Annotated in this window: 11 protein-coding genes and 1 pseudogene; 5 read left to right on the top strand and 7 right to left on the bottom strand. The window is 41.8% G+C overall.

Annotation, left to right across the window (positions count from 1 at the left end):
* Positions 1-241: 241 nt before the first annotated feature.
* Positions 242-1,480, bottom strand: coding sequence for an acyl-CoA dehydrogenase family protein (locus tag V7L31_RS22600; RefSeq protein ID WP_334698336.1), 1,239 nt, complete (start codon positions 1,478-1,480; stop codon positions 242-244).
* 652 nt (positions 1,481-2,132) lie between these two features.
* Here V7L31_RS22600 and V7L31_RS22595 point away from each other — a divergent pair.
* The 3 genes from V7L31_RS22595 to V7L31_RS22585 all read left to right on the top strand — a co-directional run bounded on the left by V7L31_RS22595 (position 2,133) and on the right by V7L31_RS22585 (position 4,200).
* Positions 2,133-2,369, top strand: a complete 237-nt coding sequence (locus tag V7L31_RS22595; RefSeq protein ID WP_334698335.1) for a hypothetical protein — start codon at positions 2,133-2,135, stop codon at positions 2,367-2,369.
* Positions 2,370-2,786: 417 nt separating this feature from the next.
* Positions 2,787-2,963 (top strand): hypothetical protein, encoded by a 177-nt coding sequence (locus V7L31_RS22590; RefSeq protein WP_334698334.1) that lies wholly within the window; start codon positions 2,787-2,789, stop codon positions 2,961-2,963.
* Between the two features lie 295 nt (positions 2,964-3,258).
* Positions 3,259-4,200 (top strand): N-acetylmuramoyl-L-alanine amidase, encoded by a 942-nt coding sequence (locus tag V7L31_RS22585; protein ID WP_334698333.1) that lies wholly within the window; start codon positions 3,259-3,261, stop codon positions 4,198-4,200.
* 307 nt (positions 4,201-4,507) lie between these two features.
* On the opposite strand, the gene V7L31_RS22580 is transcribed toward V7L31_RS22585, so the two are convergent.
* The gene (locus V7L31_RS22580; protein WP_334698332.1) at positions 4,508-6,163 is read right to left on the bottom strand and encodes a mechanosensitive ion channel family protein; all 1,656 of its coding nucleotides are present in this window, start codon (positions 6,161-6,163) and stop codon (positions 4,508-4,510) included.
* Positions 6,164-6,251: 88 nt separating this feature from the next.
* On the opposite strand from V7L31_RS22580, the gene V7L31_RS22575 reads away from it, so the two are divergent.
* Positions 6,252-6,395 (top strand): hypothetical protein, encoded by a 144-nt coding sequence (locus V7L31_RS22575; protein WP_334698331.1) that lies wholly within the window; start codon positions 6,252-6,254, stop codon positions 6,393-6,395.
* A gap of 112 nt (positions 6,396-6,507) precedes the next feature.
* Here the strand turns inward: V7L31_RS22575 and cas6 are convergent, their stop codons facing one another.
* The 4 genes and pseudogenes from cas6 to V7L31_RS22550 all read right to left on the bottom strand — a co-directional run bounded on the left by cas6 (position 6,508) and on the right by V7L31_RS22550 (position 16,355).
* A complete protein-coding gene (gene cas6 / locus V7L31_RS22570; protein WP_334698330.1) occupies positions 6,508-7,656 on the bottom strand; it encodes a CRISPR-associated endoribonuclease Cas6 in 1,149 nt (382 codons plus the stop codon).
* 97 nt (positions 7,657-7,753) lie between these two features.
* Positions 7,754-8,533 (bottom strand): annotated as a pseudogene (locus V7L31_RS32695) (hypothetical protein).
* Positions 8,534-8,877: 344 nt separating this feature from the next.
* Positions 8,878-11,088 (bottom strand): EAL domain-containing protein, encoded by a 2,211-nt coding sequence (locus V7L31_RS22555; RefSeq protein ID WP_334698329.1) that lies wholly within the window; start codon positions 11,086-11,088, stop codon positions 8,878-8,880.
* 1,025 nt (positions 11,089-12,113) lie between these two features.
* A complete protein-coding gene (locus tag V7L31_RS22550) occupies positions 12,114-16,355 on the bottom strand; it encodes an ATP-binding protein (RefSeq protein ID WP_334698328.1) in 4,242 nt (1,413 codons plus the stop codon).
* Between the two features lie 933 nt (positions 16,356-17,288).
* Here V7L31_RS22550 and V7L31_RS22545 point away from each other — a divergent pair.
* A complete protein-coding gene (locus V7L31_RS22545; protein WP_334698327.1) occupies positions 17,289-17,603 on the top strand; it encodes a hypothetical protein in 315 nt (104 codons plus the stop codon).
* A 105-nt stretch (positions 17,604-17,708) separates the two neighbouring features.
* Here the strand turns inward: V7L31_RS22545 and V7L31_RS22540 are convergent, their stop codons facing one another.
* Complete coding sequence (locus tag V7L31_RS22540) at positions 17,709-18,635, bottom strand: phosphodiester glycosidase family protein (protein ID WP_334698326.1); 927 nt, start codon at positions 18,633-18,635, stop codon at positions 17,709-17,711.
* Between the last annotated feature and the right edge of the window lie 62 nt (positions 18,636-18,697).

Raw genomic sequence — 18,697 nt, 5'->3', positions numbered from 1 at the left:
CAATTTAAGCTGAAACTCCTTTACAATCTCGTTTGCAGCCTACGGCTGGAAATGCAACTCAAAAGCTTCTCTGCCGCCAGTAAGAGAGGCGGAGCTTCAAAGACAAGCATTTCCAGTCTCCGACTGGGAACGAGGCAAAATACTCAACTACTTCTTATGGGGTGGGCGTCTCGCCCGCCCATATAAGGCGGGCAAGATGCCCACCCCACAATGATTGGGTAATTTATTTGTAGGAAGTCCCTTAGAAAAATCCTCGCGTTGGCAGTGGTGTACCGTTGATCTCGTAGTCCCCGATCGCACGAGCCTTAAAGTGACCTGGATTATGAGATGCTAGGGTGCGTGCATTGCGCCAATGGCGATCGAAGTTGGAGCTTTTCTTGGTTGTAGAAGCCCCGCCAACCTCGAATAACAAAGTAGCTGATTTTAGCGCTAATTCATCAACAATTAATTTTGCCTTGGCTGCACTCAAAGAAGCTGCCAGCGCTACAGCTGTCTCAGATTCTTCACCCTGGGCTTGAGCAGCAGGAAGGCCATCAAGAACGGCGGCGGCGGCTAAAACGATCGCTTCGGCGGCAAAAGCGTTACTGGCAATCTGACCAACAGTCTGCTGTAAAATTGGATCGTCTGCGGCTTGCTCGGTTGTAGCATGGTAAAAGGTTCTGGGCCGTTTGTGAATCAGTGCCGTTGCATCGCGGAGAACGTTGCGAATAATGCCAGCATTAATTGCAGTCAGAAATAATTGGGGAACGATATTGTATGGCAAGTTGTCCTTGTCTGTATCTGTCTCAAGAAGAACTTCATCTGCCTCTACGCGGACATTTGTAAATGTAGTCGTTCCTGTACCAGTCAGCCTTTGTCCAAAGCCATCCCAATCGTCCACAAGGTTAATTCCTTCGCGTTTGGTTGGCAAAAGCGCGATCGCTACGGTGTCATTGGGTGTTAATAGACGTACAAAGATCAAGTCTGCATAAAGGCTGCCAGTGCTGTAATACTTTGTCCCGTTCAGACGATAACCATTGTCGTCAGGTGTTAGTTTTGTATTTGCAACTTGGCCGCCACCAGATCGCTTAACCTCCAATTCGGTAGAAGCGAGACCGATGATTGCACCATCGACAACAGCTTTCAGCCATCGACGATTCCGGGGAGTGCGTTCTGAGCGCAAAATTCGCTCTGTCACAGAAAAATGATTCCGTACAATGTGAGCAACGTTTGGGTCAGCATCTCCCAACCGAATGACGACCTCAAACAGTTCGCGCGCGCTGCTACCGCCGCCACCCTCAGCAACAGGGATTCGCAATGCGCCCAATCCCGAACGCCGAATCAGTTCGACTACATCAAAAGGAAGGATGCGATCGCGATCGCGCTCACTTGCTCCCAAAGCAATAAAATCGAAAAGGGTTTGGAGTTCTGGAGAGTTGGCGGTAACAGGAGCCGAAAACTGAAATGTGGAGTCTAGAACTTTTTCTTCAATCTTGATCATTGTTTTTTCTCTGAAATATATGGCATTGAAAATCGATATCAAAACGCAAGCGCTATGCTAATCTTGCCGCTAGCGTTGATAAAATCTTTAATTTGAAAGCGACAAATAATTGATTAACTTTTAAGAAGATAAAGTTTACAAAATAGTTATTCAAAATATCCGCGATCGCTGCTTGAGACTAAATGCAAAGACTCTCAAGAGACTACAAAACCCTATAATTAAATAGGTCTTTATTCTGTTCAAAAACACAAAAGTATGCTTTACTTACATACTATTTTCGTTGATTAAACAGCCATTGAAGAAACTCCCAAAGCTAAGATAGTTTACAAAATACTGTAAGCCTATCGGTTTGCGGGAGTTAATGAGATGATAGGAAATATCCTACAAGGCTAGATAAGGCAAGTCAAGCTTTTCTTGAAGAATCTCAGATTTTGATGTCGAGGCACTTATTACCATTTCTTTGTGAAGCTGCACCAAATCTCTTAAGTTCTTGGCGCACTTGGCGGTAGCCTGCGGCAAGCCGCTCCACGTCTGCGTTCTTGATTTCTTGCAGTATAAGCGCACCCTAAACAGGGTTCATTCATAGAATTCTTTAGTAGCTTCACAAAATTTAAAGATCCGATAAAACCTCGTTTCCAGCTGGAGGCTGGAAATGCAACTCAAAAGCGGCTTTGCCGCGAGTTCGAGAGGCGGAGCCTCAAAAACGAGCATTCTCAGTCGAATGGCACTAAGAAAAGCGAAAATCGTTGAGACAGCAGGGGTGCAGAGGAGCGGAGGAGCAGGGGAGAAAGAAGAAATTTTAGGCATTGCGTTCAGATATTTAGAAATTCCCCCCTGCACCCCTGCCCCTCTGCAATCCTTACGCTGCCTACCCTTCAGCTTAACTTAGTGCCATTCCATTCTCAGTCGGAGACTGGGAACGAGATATATATCTAAAAGCTTGTAAGTAGGTGGGTGAGAAAATTTATAACTATGTCATTGCGAACGCAACGAAGTGGAGTGTACTCCTACGGGGAAGCAAGCTACGCGTAGCATCTCGTAGAGAAGCAATCACATGGTTTTCACTGCTTTTACTTTTCGTTACATAGTTATATTTATTTGTGCCTGCCTACTTACTAAGTAAGTCGGTGCTGATATTTCCAGTTATGTTAAGAGATTTTTAGTCATCTTCAGATAACTTTAGCTATGAGGCGGGAATTTCAATTCCCGACGGACGAGCGGTTTCACCTTAAGTTGACACCAATGAGCATTGCTGTACCCCTACTAGATGGTCTATTTACCTGAAAATAGCTGTAAGTTGACACGAATGGCAAGCCGTGCGCCTACGGGTGTACCTCACGTAAACGATAACCGCTATGAACATACCATTTCAAACGGCGCAAGAACTTGGAATACAATTATTTTGACTTTTGACTTTCGCCTTGGAGTACTAAGTACACCTGTGATAGCTTTCTACTTTTACAAAGCGTTATTATCTGAATAACGGAGGCAATTGCCGCATTTCAATTTATTGCAAAAATTAACTTGTTATTTCCGATTTTGATAACTTATAATAGTTGTGTTTTTGGTTCTAATATACCTTGAAATTAGTAGATTTTAGACATAAAATTTGCTGTTCAGGTTCGCGCAAAAACTTATTTTGTTTACCACCGTAGTAATGCTTAAAATAATGCAGTCATTGCTAACAAGTACTTCAACAGATTTATTAACAAAACTTTGTCTCTATAATTAGAAAAGTTTTGGACTAGTGTAAAAATAAGTAAGTTGAGGATAAAATCATGAAATTTGGAATTGATAGCGGGCACAATTGTCCACCAGATACAGGAGCTAGAGGGATTAAATTTGAGGATAATTTAACTCTAGATGTAGGTAATAGAGTTATAGCCAAGTTAAGAGCTTTGGGTAATGAAGTCGTAGTATGTAGACCAAGTAGCGCTCGTACAGTAACAGAATCACTCTCAAAAAGATGTTCTACAGCTAATTCAAGTAGAGTAGATATTTACGTCTCGATTCATTTCAACTGCTTTAACGGGCAAGCAAACGGCACAGAAGTATTTGCAACTAGTGATACAGGTAACAAAATCGCTAAACCTGTATTAGATGAAATCGTCAAATTAGGATTTTTTAATCGTGGGATTAAGAGTGGTTCCCACTTGTATGTCCTGAAAAATACAGATATGCCTGCAATTCTGGTAGAAGGTTGCTTCATCGATTCGCAAAAAGATATGAATCTTTTTGATCCTGAAGCAATGGCTAATGCGATCGTTAAAGGCTTAACTGGGAAAGTATCAAGCGTTCCTGTTAAGCCCGTACAAGATCAAGAAAATGATGTAGATGAGACTATCCTCAGATTGCAAAAAGCCTTGAATCAACTCAAAATAACTGATAAAAATGGCAAGGCGTTAGTAGAGGATGGCTCCACTGGGGCTAACACCAAATCTGCTGTAGAAAAATTTCAGACTATTATCGCAGTTCAGCCGACTGGAATTGCTGACACAGCCACATGGAATGCCATAAATATAATTTTGGCAAAACGAATTATCAGACCAAATCATGCTGGTGGTGCAGTTGTCAGATATTTGCAATATCGTTTAGGTGTTGACAATGATGGTGTCTATGGCCCACAAACAGAGGTTATAGTGAAGAACTTTCAAAAGCAAAATGGTTTAGATGCCGATGGCATTATTGGGCCTGCTAGCTGGCAGAAATTAATTGGTTAGACTGATTATTTGTGCGATCGCCTGAAGCTATTGACCTAAAATAATTAAAAGAGATAACCAGGGCGTAGGAAGTAACTTATGCTGCTGACAGGAATATGTTCAACTTAACCAAGTTGGCGTTTGATAAGTATCAATCGCATTTGGTCATAAGTAATTTCCTATCGCTCTGGTGCTTTTTTGGCGGTGAAGTTTCGCCAAAAGTATAAAAGTAAAGGGCTTTTCAAGCCTATAACAATCGTTACTGTTTTGTTGTATGAATGGACACAATTTTTACTAGCTTTCTAAGAAATCGGCAGGAATCCGACCTCTATCCTAGTGTATAGATATAAGCTTGTCTCAACCGTCGTACCATCTCTCGGCGCACCTCATTTTGAACGCGGTTTCCACGCCGCCAGTGTTCTAACTGAATATTATCAACATAGAACCGCACAGAAAATTGCATAGCAGCGCCTTGAATATCAGTTAGCTGAACTTGGGGTTCTTTCCAAGCAGTATTAGACTCTTTAAAACTATCATGTAACCATTCGACCAATTTTAAAGAGTAATCGTCTAATCTGGTTTCATCTACTCCAGGATTTGAGAGTTTCTGAAATAATTTATTCAGTTTAATTTTCAGAAGTTCAATTTTTTGTTCCCATTCATCTGGTAAAAGATGTTGATCTTCAATTACTAAATCAGGATCTTTTAACCAAGCTTGATACCATTGGCGAATCAAGCCAATCAAAGTTTTTTTCTCAGTCTGTTTTTGTTCTTCTAGGTGCGAGCGCAGACGTTTTCCTTTATGTTCTGTGATGACTACTAGTCCGATAGTGTTCAATATTTCTAGATAGCTTTTCTGGAGAATTTTCAATTCTTCTGAATTCAATCCACCTTTTTCTAGTTTTTTAATTTCCCTAACTAAATCTTCAAATGCTTGTTCAACTTTTTGCAGTTGGCTGTTCACATCTTTTTCAACTAATAAACGCAGCCGTCCAGCTTCTTTTTTTGACAGACGCTCGCCCTCTGCTTCTCTCAATGCCGCAAAACTATCTAAATGTTCAAGTTTTTCATCAAGATTACCCAATGTGTCTGGATGACCGAGAATAATTTGTTGCAGAATTTTTGTTGCTACCACTGCATCAGCATCAACTCTAACTGAAACTTTAATTGTATAAGCATAGTGAGTTGTAGGACGACTAAGATTGACTATATTTTGACCTCCTAAAGTTGTGTTTGGTGTATATACTTCGCAATGCTCGTTAATCAGATATAGTTTTGTCACTCGGATGCCAATGTGTTTAATAATTGCAATTGAACCATCCGGCATGGATATGACATCTCCAAACCGAAAAGGTGTATCAACTAACAAAACTAACCCACTGAAAAAATCGCTTAAAATATCTTTTACTGCCAATCCCAAGACTACAGTAATACTCCCTATTGCTAACCCAATTCCTGTTAAATCAACCCCAATAGTGCTGAAAAATAGAGATATTCCAATTAGGTAAGTGATAACTGGGATAAAATTTTGTAGTAGTGGAATTAATACATCATCCCAAACAGCCTCAGTTTTCCGGGCGTAATCTTTTAAGTAGTAGACTCCTGCTTCTGTAAACAACAAAGTTATACCATAAGTAAAAGCAGCAATTAGAAAAGCTGTGAGTCCTCGGTCGATCCAATTAATAATTTTGCCCGATCCTAGTTGACTAAGTGAGAGTTTTAGACTGGCAATGATAAAAATAGCGATCGCAGGGATTTGTAAGATCCCCAGAATAAACAGGGCTGTATCTTTTTCGGCGCGACGAAAAAACGATCGCAATATATGGAATAATAATATGTAGAGTAGAAAGACAATAACTATGGATGCACCGAATATATAGAAAAAAGCACTAATTTGTGCGCCCGTTGGTAAAGTCAGAGGTGGTGAGACTACGGAAGCTTTTGATGCAGATTTTGCCGCTTGGGTGATGAGGGTATAATTCATTGGTGTCTACTTCAAGTATTGCTAATAAGTTACTTTACAAATTTGAGATTTAGCTAAAACAGCAGAAGCCCCACACTCACTTTTAAAAATGTGGGGACGCCAAACGAGAGCGACGGGAAACCCGTCTACAGTGCTGGCTCATGAATGTGCGGGAGTGGAGAGAGAAGTTATTGGCACGAGTACTCGCTACCTTCAGCCAATATTTCAGGGATTTCAGTGCGATCGCCACTAAAATAAAAGTGCCAATCCTCTGAGCTATGCCAATTCCTAGTGTCAGCCAAAATTATGATGGAATACGCTCAATCAAGGGGAAAACTCTTTTCCCCAGTCTCCAATCCCCTTCATTAATCGACATTATCCTTGAGTGCCCGCCGAGCTAACTTTACGTAAGTTTTCACTGTAGCGTAGGGCATCTCTAAATCTTGGGATATCACCTGCAATGATTCTCCCATCTCCCGACGTGCTAGGATAGTTGCCCAAGTAGAAGCAATTTTATCAGTGCGATCGCCTCCTGTGCGTTTTCGTTGTGCGGTGAATAGTGTTGTCAATTCATCAATGCGTTCTCCCAGCAGATTTGTTAGCACCTGAGTAGGTAAATTTATCTCTGGTTTCACCCAATCTAAGCGAGTTTGTCCCAGTCCAAAAGTAGTTTTGTGTCCCGTACCGCAGTAAGGAGAAAGGCGTGCCAAAGCATAAAACAATTGGGTAAACTCAGAGTTTGCTAAAGCAGCCTTACTCAAACCACAGGACATTACCCCTGTGAACCCAGTCACCGAACCTCGCTTACCAGCCGCTACCTTCACCGACTCCAAACGATGCTGATAGATAATTACCCCTTCATCTATCCAATCGAGAAAAGGTTCTTGTTCGATTGGGATTCCTGAAAAGTCATTCCAGCGGCGTAGGTAGCTGTGAAAGAGATTAACTGGCACTGGCAGGGGAAAATGATGACCTTTGCGGCGAAAGCTGGTAGGTGAGACAAAGCTGAAGTTGATATTAGAGGGTTTCTCTGGTAGAGACTGCAATAATTGTGCGTAAGTAGTGGGTGAATGGGCGATACTCACCTGTTTTATTTGCAGGGGAGCGCCTCTTAAGTCGAGAATTTGGGGCAGTTGGGTTAACCATTGTCTGAGAAACTGCACCACTCTTGGAGACAAAGCGTTGATGTGCCAACGGTAAATTTGCTTGGCTTCTAATTGCAGTTGTCTTCCACTGGCGAGGAGTTGACCTTCTAGCGCCGAAATATTGAAGGGCTTTTCTGACTCTCCATCATGGAGATATGCAGAAAGTTCTGGGTTAAATTGCCTTACTTGGTCGAGAAACCAGGCATGGAGTCCAATCGTGTACTGGGAGTAGAGGGAAGTGGCAGTGCTTGGCTCAAGGTCAAATACTAATCCCACCAGTTCCGTGTCATCTGCCCATGTGGGAAGGGAAGGGGGGAATTCTGGCTGTGGCTCAGTTTTGCGCCTGGTGGATGTAGCTGCTCTTGGCATCGTGGGATGTTATGCAAACGATGTCAAATATTGTAATCATTTTCCGTCCCCTTGAGGGGAATAAGGCGATCTCTTTTTGCTCTCTTTCGAGGATTAGTTAAGCAGTGACCAGATTATTTAGCTGCAATTCACACTGTTGAAATACATAATTGACAGCAGAAAATAATTTATCTAGCTCTTGAATAGAGTAGAACGTAATATTTCTAGTAAATAATTCATCCTTTAGCTTGCCAAATTGCCAGCGATCGCCATTAGAAACAATACCAAAGATCGTGATTCTCAATTCATCATTTAATCTCTGTGCAGCAATCATTTCTGCCAGACATTGTGCCCAACCAGCTTCAAAATTATCTTGCTTTGCTTCTACTAAAATGAAGTATGGCTTGTCAAATACAACTTTGCCTAAAGGAGACTCATATCTTGCACCTCTACGTAAAACCCCAGCTAAAGTAAAAAGGTGCGCGTTAAAGCTACCTCCTTTTTATGGGTTTTTATCGTTAAATCAAGGATTTTAGTTTTTTACTGAGTAATAAAATTACATCAAATTTTCTTGGTGCAAGATGTGAGGAGAGCGTTTAGCTAAAATATATTCAGGAAATCCTGATAATTTTTCGTCATAATTTAATGACTGATGACTCCATAAAGTAAACTTGCTACTGTATTTCTTCCAAATTTCCTTCAAAACTGGGTAAATCAAGTTTTCGCAAATGGCAAACTCTGAGTTATCCACTACTCCTTCCCGCATTACCGTTTCTAAGTCTTCCCGGAAGTAATCAGGAATATTGAACTCAGCTTCACCGATAAAATTTGATTCAGTATAAGTAGTTTGAAATGCTTTGAGAACTTCACCGATAGTTTTGTAACTACTGAAAGCCATATTGCCATCCTGAAGAAAATTTATACAGTTGCTCAATTTCCAGTTTAGCGATATTTAAACTGTGCGATCGCGGTTTCAATTCTGTCTAAATTTAACGTGAGTTCGACGAATCATATAGTGTCCATCTAATTAGCCGTAAAAAAGACCTCTCCCTGGTTTTACTATGCAAAACCGTCCCTCTCCGACTCGGAGAGGGACAGACTTGAACTTTAGTTCAAGGCAGAAAGAGGTTTATCGAACTCACGTTAAATTTAAAGGCGATATCTGACAATAAACCGTCCTGAACTTATGCTTTTGGTTGTAAATGGTGTGAAAGGTAGTTGTTCACTTTCCTCCGTAATTATTCAGTCAGCATCCTTACAATCCATCTGCACCACACAATTTCTTCCTTGTGCTTTTGCTTGGTAGAGTCCTTGGTCAGCAGCAGCAATTAAGGTTTCAGGAGATAATTGGCTATGAGGTATGATGGTTGCCACACCAAGACTTAGGGTGATAAATTCACTAACATCAGAATGAGGATGAGGCATTTGTAATACACTAATATTGGTCTGAATATCTTTGGCAATTGCAATAGCTCTTTCGATATCAGTATTCGGCAAAATGACTGCAAACTCTTCTCCACCATAACGAGCAACTAAATCTGCGGGGTGTTTCACTGTCTGAGAGATTGCCTTGGCAACCTGTCTAAGTGCGTCATCTCCTGCCAGATGTCCATGCGTATCGTTGTAGAGCTTAAAGTAATCGACATCACACAAAATTAAAGATAGCGAGCTTTGCTCTCGTGCCAATCGTTGCCACTCTGCGTTGAACGTATCATCAAAGCAACGTCGATTTCCGACCTGGGTTAGACCATCTGAACAAGCAAGGCGCTGTAATTCTTGGTTTGCTTGTTGTAATTGGTGGTAAAGTTCTGATTGCTGAATAGCGATCGCAGCTTGACCTGCTAACTGATTAAATAAGTTAATTTCCGATTGCTGCCATTCTCTGCTGCTACGGCATTGGTGAGCAATCAATAGTCCCCACAAACGCTCTTGCTGCAAAATGGGTACGACAAGGTTTGCCCGGATTTGCAGACTTCGCAGGAGGTGAATATGACATGGCGATAGTCCCGCAGTTTCAATGTCTTCGATCGCTCTGGTGTTACCTTTTTGGAAGTAAGCCGCACGCGTGGATTGAAAGCACGTATCCATGACATGAAATCCCAAAATGGATATACACCCTTCTGCTAAAGATTCTACAGCAACCAACCCACTCCAGTCTGGCTCAAATTGGTAAATCAGCACTCGGTCTACCTCAAACAGTTGTCGTACTTCGGCTGCTGTGGTTTGCAAAATCTCGTCTAACTCCAACGATTGGCGAATGCGCTGCGTCACAGCTGCCACAATTCGCTCGGACTCGCTTTGGTGTTGAACCTGCTCAACTACCTGAGAATTTGCCGATACTAGAGTTAACGCGATCGGATCAAAGTAAGGGGTTATAGTAATAGGCACTGCACTGGGTTTAGCAATCAAATAGCCTTGAGCAAGATTTGCACCTCGTTCTCGCAGCCAGTTCAATTCCTCAATGCACTCAATTCCTTCAGCAACGGTTTGGATGTTTAATTTTTGAGTAATCTCTAGAAGCTTCTCAGTAATCGAAGCTTTGTAAAGGTCTTTATGTACATCTCGAATTAACTCCATATCCAGCTTGATAAAGTCTGGGCGTAATTGATGCAGCAAGTTTAGGCTAGAATAACCAGAACCAAGGTCATCAAGAGCGACTAAAAACCCAGCATTCCGGTAGTATTGTAGCACTGCCTTGAGGTGGGCTAAATCTTGAGAACTATCTGACTCCACAACTTCAAAAACAACGCGATCGTGCGAAATTCCAGCAGTATCAATTGCCTCTACTGTACTACGTAGGCAAAAAACTGGGTCATAAAGTGACGTTGGTGCAAAATTGATGAAGATATGCCCACTCACCTGATGGCGGCTGAATTGATTGATTGTGCTGAGGCGAGCAACTTGGTCGAGTTGTGGTAATAGTCCGGCTTCAGTTGCTAACTCTATAATTGCTGTTGGTAGTACTAAATTGCCTTGTTCATCCAGTCCCCGCAAGAGCGATTCATATCCAAAAATCTGCGATGTATCGTTAATTGAGACAATTGGTTGGAAGTAACTGGTGAATCGTTCTGCTGCTAACATTTCAACCAACCAGTCGGATTGGTTCAACTGAATGAAGCGTTGTAATGAGGCTATGTCACTAAAATCATGGATTTGAGGTTGGATAGTACCTCGAATGAAAAGGACTTGCGTTTCTTTTAATTCTCTCGGTGCAAGTAGTTTGGCCAGGTTACGAGCAATTTCTAGAGACTGTCCGGTTTTACACTTCAAACTCAAACCTGGTCGCTCTTGCATCAGTTCATACTCAAGAGCAAACTGATCTAGGTAGGAGGTGACTTTTGTCAGGGTATGTGGAACAGGGAACCAGAGAAAGAGCCTACCTGCCTCCTGAGTCCGGCAGCGTGCAACATTGCGACAAGCGCAGGTTTTGGAGATAGGACATATTTGGCTCATAACTAACTAATTTGCTTAATCCAATTTAATTTATTATTCCCACTATTGTTACTGTAAAAGATAAACTACACTTCAAATACATGAAGATTTGATGAGTTAAGTAAAGTGAATAATTTAGCTGAGTAGGTAGCTTACCAACACTTACCAAATTTTATACGACATGCTCAAGTAATTGCCGAGATGTTTTGCGTAATCAAGCAAAATAATCAGGAGTTAGATCAATAATGTAAGTTACAAAATAAAGGTAGGAATAAGCCATAATAGAAATAATTTTTATCTTGATTAATTAAGAGTAAATACATATTCATTAAGAAGTAATTTAGCCTCAATAAATCACAAAACCTCTCAAATAATTAATAGTCTGAAAATGTTTTGAATTCTAAATTGACGTGAGTTCGACAAACCTCTCCCTGCCTTGAACTAAAGTTCAAGTCTGTCCCTCTCCGACTCGCAGAGGGACGGTTTTGCGTAGTAAAACCAGGGAGAGGTTTTTTGATTGAGCAAATTTGGTAGATATTATAGCGTTTCCCGACCTAGTAAGGTAAAGCCGTAGGGAAGATGCCCAGAGGTGTCAACTTAGGTTGGAAATAGCTTATCTGTTAGCTTCCATGCACGCCCAGAAATAAATTTTTTTGGCTTTTAGCTTAAGTCTACTGAAGTAGACTAGAGATTTTTGGCGATATTAGTCATCAACAGATGACTTTAGCTATAAGACGGGAATTTCAATTCCCGGCGGACAAGCGGTTTCGCGTTAAGTTGACACCAATGCAATACAGTTCAATTAAGCCCGAAATCCAATGCAAGAGACGTTGCATTGTAACGTCTCTACAGACCTAAAATCAAAACCAAAAATCCTTAACTGAACCGTATTGGACACCAATGGGAATGTTCCCTACACCTTGCGATGTAATGTTGTACCTCATCTGAGAACCGCTATATATGAGCAATAGAATTCACGTTAAATTGTTAAAAATGACTCACCTCTAGTCATTTATTTACGCGGTTGATGCAAAGCAGCCAAACACTCAGCCACTCCAACTTCTGCCAATTAGGCTTGCAATTGCCTTGACTAACTCATCTGGTTCGATGGGTTTAGATAGATGTTTTTGAAAGCCTGATGCGAGTGCTTGTTGCTGGTTGATTTCTCCTGCATAAGCAGTTAAAGCGATCGCCGGCATCTGTTTGGCTTGTTTTGCCTGCAATACTTGAATTTGCTGCATCAGCATATAACCATCTGTCTCTGGCATCCCAATATCACTGAGTAGAAAATCTGGTTCTGAATCTGCCAATACTTGCAACGCTTCTTTTGCTGATGTTACAGCAATTACCCTTGCTCCAGCTTGCTCTAGCACAAATGTGTGGAAGTCACGGGTATCATTGTCGTCATCCACAACTAAGATTTGGATGCCTGCAAGAATTTCAGTCGCAGAAGCAGGATTTAATACAGTAATTATGTCTTGCTTTGGGGGTAAATCTTTCTTAATTAATGGTAGCCTGACTCGGAAAATCGCTCCTTGCCCTTCACCTAAACTTTCGGCCGAAATCGTGCCACCATGTAATTCTATTAAATGACGAACAATTGCTAATCCTAACCCCAAGCCACCAAATTTTCGGGTTGTTGTGCCATCAGCCTGACGAAAATATTCAAACACATAAGGGAGAAAATCAGGGCTAATTCCCTTACCTGTGTCACTGACGGTAATCTGAGCTTGAGTATCAACGCGCTCTAGCTGAATATCAATTCTTCCTGCTTCAGGAGTGAATTTAACTGCATTCGATAAGAGATTCCAGATAACTTGTTGTAAACGACTAGAATCACCTAAAACTTGCCCGAATGAACTATCTAGCATTGTCTGAATTTGAATATTCTTAGCTTCTGCTGCCAAACGCACTGTTTCCAATCCCTCCTCAATCACAAGCACTAGATTGACAGGAAGCATCTTGAGGTTGAGTTTACCTTGTAAGATTCGGGAGACATCGAGCAAATCTTCAATTAGTTGAGCTTGCAATTTAGCATTGCGTTCGATGGTTGCGATCGCTTTCTTTGTGGCTGCGGCATCAAACTCACGAGTCTGCAAAAGTCTCGCCCAACCAAGAATAGGATTTAGAGGCGATCGCAATTCATGAGAAAGCACTGCTAGAAACTCATCTTTAATCCGGTTGGCTCTTTCAGCTTCAGTTCTAGCAGCTTGCTCAAGTTCAAGGAGGCGATCGCGTTCGGCTTCTGCAACTTTGCGTTCTGTAATGTCAATTACTGAGCCAATATAACCTTTAAACTCACCGTCCACCCCAAACCACGGATTAGCGGCATCGATGCAGGAGCGATATTCGCCGTCTTTGCGCCGCAAGCGATACTCCAAACGAAAAGCCGAATAACTGCTACTAGCTTCCAGAAAAACATTCCTAACGTCATTGCTATCCTCTGGATGTACAACATTTAACCAACCAAATCCCAGACCCGTTTCCTCGTTTTGACCTGTAAAATCGTACCAACTTTGACTGAGATAGGTGCAGTAGCTATCGGTATCTGTCACCCAAACCATGAAGGGGGCATTGTCTGCCATGTTGCGAAACTTTTCTTCGCTTTCCCGAAGGGCTTTTTCTGCCTGTTTGCGATCGCTAATCTCTGTAGTAAAAATGCTTACTCCTTCTGCAAAGGGGTAGACGCGATTCTCAAACCAGCGCTGCCAAGTAGGATAAAAGTATTCAAACTGAATAACAGTTTGTTGTGCGTTCGCTCGATGAATCTGAGTATAAAACTCGCTGTTGACCACATCTGGAAAAACTTCCCAAAAGCTCCTACCTAGCAAATCTTCCTTTTGGATACCAACAACTGCTGCTACCTGGTCATTGACAAAGCTATAACGCCACTCTCGATCCAACACATAAAACTGGTCTTGGATGCCAGCTAGAACAGTCTCTAGGTGTGCTTTCGCCACCTCAGCTTCAATTCGCAATCCTTGTTCGCGTTCCATTGCCTCTTGGCGAAGAAGAGCCATTTTTAGGGCTGCCTCTACCCGCGCCAACAATTCACGAGCAGAGAAGGGTTTAATCAAATAATCATCGGCTCCCGCTTCTAACCCTTCCACCCGTGCCTCTTCCCCTGCCCGTGCTGACAAGAGGATGATGGGAACTTTTTGCGTCTGCGGATCGGCTCTTAATGCTTGCAGCAGTCCAAAGCCATCTAATCCAGGCATCATCACATCTGTCAGTATCAAGTCTGGGACACGCCCACGAGCAGAATCCAAAGCCGCTAAACCGTTCGGCACTGATTCCACCTCATACTGCGGACTTAATAGCCGTTTAACATAATCGCGCATGTCTGCGTTGTCATCAGCCAGGAGAATCCGAGCAGAGGGAGTAGAGGAGCGGAGGGGCAGAGGGGAAAAGGAAGTATTTTCCTCCCTTGCTCCCCTGCTCCCCTGCTCCCCTACGTCTTCTGGTAGCCAACGCAGAGCTTCTTCTAAATATGGGGTTGCACCTAATGCGGTTGAAGCTAAAGTTCTAGGGGCACTAATGCGGTCTGGAGGCAAATGAGCATATCCTGTAGGAATTGACACAGTAAAGCAACTGCCTGCACTTAGAACACTGGTGACATCAACTTTTCCACCATGCATTTGCACCAATTCTTGCACCAGTGATAATCCAATTCCCGATCCTTCAAAAGTTCGTCCTTGCGCCCCTTTGACGCGGTGGAATCGTTCAAAAAGGTGGGGGATTTCTGCTGCTGGGATGCCGATTCCTGTGTCTTTGACTGCAAACTCAATATGGTCATTTGACCACTGCAAACTGACCGCAATTTCTCCAGCCATTGTGAACTTAAAAGCATTCGAGAGCAGGTTAAGAACAATCTTTTCCCACATCTCCCGATCGACATATACTTGTGCTGGCAGAGAAGGACAATTGACTGATAACTGCATTCCTGCCCGTTCTACTGCTGAACGAAATACACTAGCTAGTTCTGCGGTAAAGGTAGCAAGGTTGGTGGGTTCATAAGAGGCTTGAACCCGCCCGGCTTCTATGCGCGAGAAGTCTAGCAAGCTGTTGACAAGTTTCAGCAGCCGGAGTCCGTTACGTTGCACCATTTCTAACTGCTCTCGTTCTTTGGCTGGAAGCAGAGTGGCACAATTAGTTAAGGTGTCTTCTAATGGCCCCAGCATCAGGGTAAGTGGGGTACGGAATTCGTGGCTGACGTTACTAAAAAAGACGGTTTTCGCGCGATCGATTTCTGCCAAGGCTTCAGCGCGTTTGCGTTCTTCTTCGTAAGCTTGGGCGTTAGCAATGCTGGCTGCAATTTGAGCCGCAACTAAATCGATGAATCCTTGATAATTATCGTCGAATAGCCGGAAGGGATTTAAACCAGCAATTAATATACCAGCTTTTCCAGTTTGGCCAGATGGGGCAATGGGGACTGCGATCGCTTGATGGGGCGATCGCTGCCAAACACCACAAGGTAAACTATTAAAAGACACATCCAAATCGGAAATCAGTTTTGTTTGATGGGTTTCGATCACTTCTGCAAAGGGCCAAATCCCATCAGCATCAAGAGCCACTGTTTGTGGAACTGCTAGATGATTTTGCTCGATGCGACACGTTCCAGCTAAAAAAACTTCCTGCTTATCTGGATCGACCAGATAAATCATTGCAAAAGGGAGATCGTAAGGGTTGCTTTCTAAACAACTTGCACTCACCGTACAGGCTTCATCGAATGTCCGCGCGTCTGCCGTTCTCGCCGCTAGTTCGCGCAAAAGTGCCAACTGACGCTCACCAATAATTCGCTGCGTGTCGTCTGTGTTAGCGCAGATAATCCCACCTGTTTCGCCCTGGTCATTAGGAACTGGGCTATATGAAAAAGTATAATAGGTTTCCTCTGGGTAGCCGTTGCGCTCCATAATTAGCAGTAGCGCTTCGTCGTAAGTGCCCTCATTGTTCAGCATTGCTGATTCGGCTCTAGGCCCGACCTGATCCCATATTTCCCGCCACACGTAGGAAGCTGGCTGCCCAAGCGCTTCTGGGTGTTTGCCGCCAATAATAGCCTTGTAGGCATCATTGTAAAGGTTAATCAGTTCCTTGCCCCACCAAACAAACATGGCTTGACGGGAAGTTAGCATAATCCGCACAGCAGTCTTCAAACTCTGTGGCCAATGCTGTGTTGGGCCAAGGGAAGTTTTTGACCAATCCAGTTCTCGCATCCTAGCACCCATTTCACCCCCGCCGAGAAGGAAATTTACGTCGGCGTTTCTGGCTGACGTTGACTCGTTCTTCATTAATTCCTCTCGATTGGTCATGCGTCGGTTACAAGCTAGATTTGCGATCGTCTTTTGGGAAAATCCTCTAGAAATCAGACGTTTAAGCTTCTAAACAGTCATTCTAGAGGAAATTTAAGGGTAGATACAGCGTGAAATGCTAATGTTGTGACTTTCCAAAGTATTGAAATAGTCTTTTTGGGGCAAGTTGCTGTTTTGGCTATTTTTATTGTCACCTTTATATCATCAATATTCTCAGCTACCAAGGGGGATTCTCATTCAGAACTCACAAAACTCTTCTTATAAGTATGTTGGCTGAATAATTTGACCACGTTTACTAGACTTATTGATTAGGCTCCTAAGGGAACTCCAAGAAATAAATTATCCTGCCAATATTAGGTTGTTTCGCCGCAAGTAAGTTTATACTCTGAGGCATATAGATTCAAAGTTTATAAAGCACTATATAAGTAATAATGCAAAATTAAATATACTGGTCATTGCGAATGAAGCGTACCCTACGGGGAAGCAAGCTACGCGGTAGCGTCTCGTAGAGAAACGGAATGAAGCAATCGCAAGGGTTTAGAGATTGCTTCTCTACGAGACGCTACGCGAACGCTACATTTCATTTCGCTCGCAATGACATAAATAATTTTGCGTAACCGCTTATTATCAATTTTTACGACAGAGTGTTCTTTTTCGTCTATTATTCTTGAGATAGAGATTGTGATTCAGTCAAAACATCACAAATATTATCATAAAATTAATTTATCGTTTCAACAAAAAAGAATATTTGATTTTATTTGCGAAGTCGCTTTATCCTAAAATCAGTAGAGATTTGAACTTTGAACAAATACAAACTTAGTTCGCGATTAATAAAATAATAAACAGGATAATATTTAAATGTTAGAGCAGCAGATTGATTGCCCCACAAGACCTAAGACAAGTTCAACAATCATGAAACTTTTCCAAATAAGTTTAGCGATCTTAGTACTTTTGATCAACTTAGCAGTTGCTTTGCCTTCTTGGGCAGAAAGTACGCCTTCTTTGCCTAGTAATTCTAACTACTTTGAAGTTGGGCAAAAAGTTATTTGGCTTTACAAGCCTCGCGCAGATTCTAGCGATGTTCAAAGAATTCCCGCCGAAATAGTCAAGTTAAGTTCCAAGCAAGTGCAAATTAAGGTATACAAACATAACAACGAATTTGTCAATCGTTGGGTAAACCCCAACAAGCTTGAGAGGTCACAAAAAGTTAAAGAGTCAGTAAGCTAATAAGTATTCAAGTTGCATAATTAGGGCGGGCAAGATGCCCACCCCACAAGATATTAATAAAATTTTAATATGCAAATTAGATGTATTTTAGCTTATTCTAAATTTCTATTTTTTGTAAATCAAAAAAACTGAACCAATCGGCCCAAAGTTTTCTACATAAGTTTTCTGGTTGTAATACAACCCTGGAGACATACCGCCATCAAATAAAATCCCTTCTTGAATCTGACCTAAACAGTTATTACTAGCTATACCTTCGAGGACATTATCAAACATATCTGGTAGTAATTCTTGATTAACTTGAGATAACTCAATATCTGAATGAGCTTTCAAGTCATTAACTAATAGAATTACATAGCCTTGATTAGTAATCGCTGCCAGAGAGCGATTTTTAGCATTTTTACAGGCAAATTCTCCCAAGTCTTGACAAATATCTTTAAATTTACCCTGACGATAAAATCTGCCATTACCACCCACTAAATTATAATTGAGAATATCGTTTTTCCTTCTGCCTGTTTGGATAGTAGCCTGTCGCTGGTTGGGTATACCTCCTGATACCCCAAAGGAAGAACGTTTATTTTTAAATGCTCCTGAATACTCTACCCCACGAGAAACATTTAAGCCTTGTGGTTTATCATCAGTACCTATATAGTCAGCATTAATTGCAGCAATGGGTAGCTGTCCGTTTAATTTGGCATTTTCATCAGCGATGAGTTCATGAAACTGCTTTGCTACATATTCTTTACGCAATTTACCCTTAGCATCTTTGGCGTAGAGTTTATGAGATAGACCAAGATTAACTTTGAAATCTAATTCTGCTGATTTGGGATTAAAAATAATCACATTGTTAATCCCTCTGGGATTTCTTTTACCTTGATTATTGGTTTTAAAAAAATCAATACTGAACTTGGCATTTTTACCAGGACAAGTTTTAGATGCTTTTGAGACTGAATTTGCTTCAATTTCTTGACAACCTGATAATAAGCTTGCACCGATTATCAAGATAAATAACAAAAATAATTTTTTTGTAAACATATAATGCAAAAAACCGCTACAGAATTTACTATAGCGGGGAATAATTTAAAATTTCAGTCTGG

Source organism: Nostoc sp., assembly GCF_036916655.1.
GTDB lineage: Bacteria > Cyanobacteriota > Cyanobacteriia > Cyanobacteriales > Nostocaceae > Nostoc.
This window is presented reverse-complemented; position numbering and strand designations above follow the sequence as displayed.

Bases quoted from the DNA above. Each gene is read 5' to 3' on its own strand.
- V7L31_RS22545 (WP_334698327.1), top strand. From the start codon at position 17,289: ATGAAACTTTTCCAAATAAGTTTAGCGATCTTAGTACTTTTGATCAAC.
- V7L31_RS22585 (WP_334698333.1), top strand. From the start codon at position 3,259: ATGAAATTTGGAATTGATAGCGGGCACAATTGTCCACCAGATACAGGA.
- V7L31_RS22550 (WP_334698328.1), bottom strand. From the start codon at position 16,355: ATGAAGAACGAGTCAACGTCAGCCAGAAACGCCGACGTAAATTTCCTT.
- V7L31_RS22540 (WP_334698326.1), bottom strand. From the start codon at position 18,635: ATGTTTACAAAAAAATTATTTTTGTTATTTATCTTGATAATCGGTGCA.
- V7L31_RS22595 (WP_334698335.1), top strand. From the start codon at position 2,133: ATGCAACTCAAAAGCGGCTTTGCCGCGAGTTCGAGAGGCGGAGCCTCA.
- V7L31_RS22575 (WP_334698331.1), top strand. From the start codon at position 6,252: ATGTGGGGACGCCAAACGAGAGCGACGGGAAACCCGTCTACAGTGCTG.
- cas6 (WP_334698330.1), bottom strand. From the start codon at position 7,656: ATGCCAAGAGCAGCTACATCCACCAGGCGCAAAACTGAGCCACAGCCA.
- V7L31_RS22580 (WP_334698332.1), bottom strand. From the start codon at position 6,163: ATGAATTATACCCTCATCACCCAAGCGGCAAAATCTGCATCAAAAGCT.
- V7L31_RS22600 (WP_334698336.1), bottom strand. From the start codon at position 1,480: ATGATCAAGATTGAAGAAAAAGTTCTAGACTCCACATTTCAGTTTTCG.
- V7L31_RS22590 (WP_334698334.1), top strand. From the start codon at position 2,787: ATGGCAAGCCGTGCGCCTACGGGTGTACCTCACGTAAACGATAACCGC.
- V7L31_RS22555 (WP_334698329.1), bottom strand. From the start codon at position 11,088: ATGAGCCAAATATGTCCTATCTCCAAAACCTGCGCTTGTCGCAATGTT.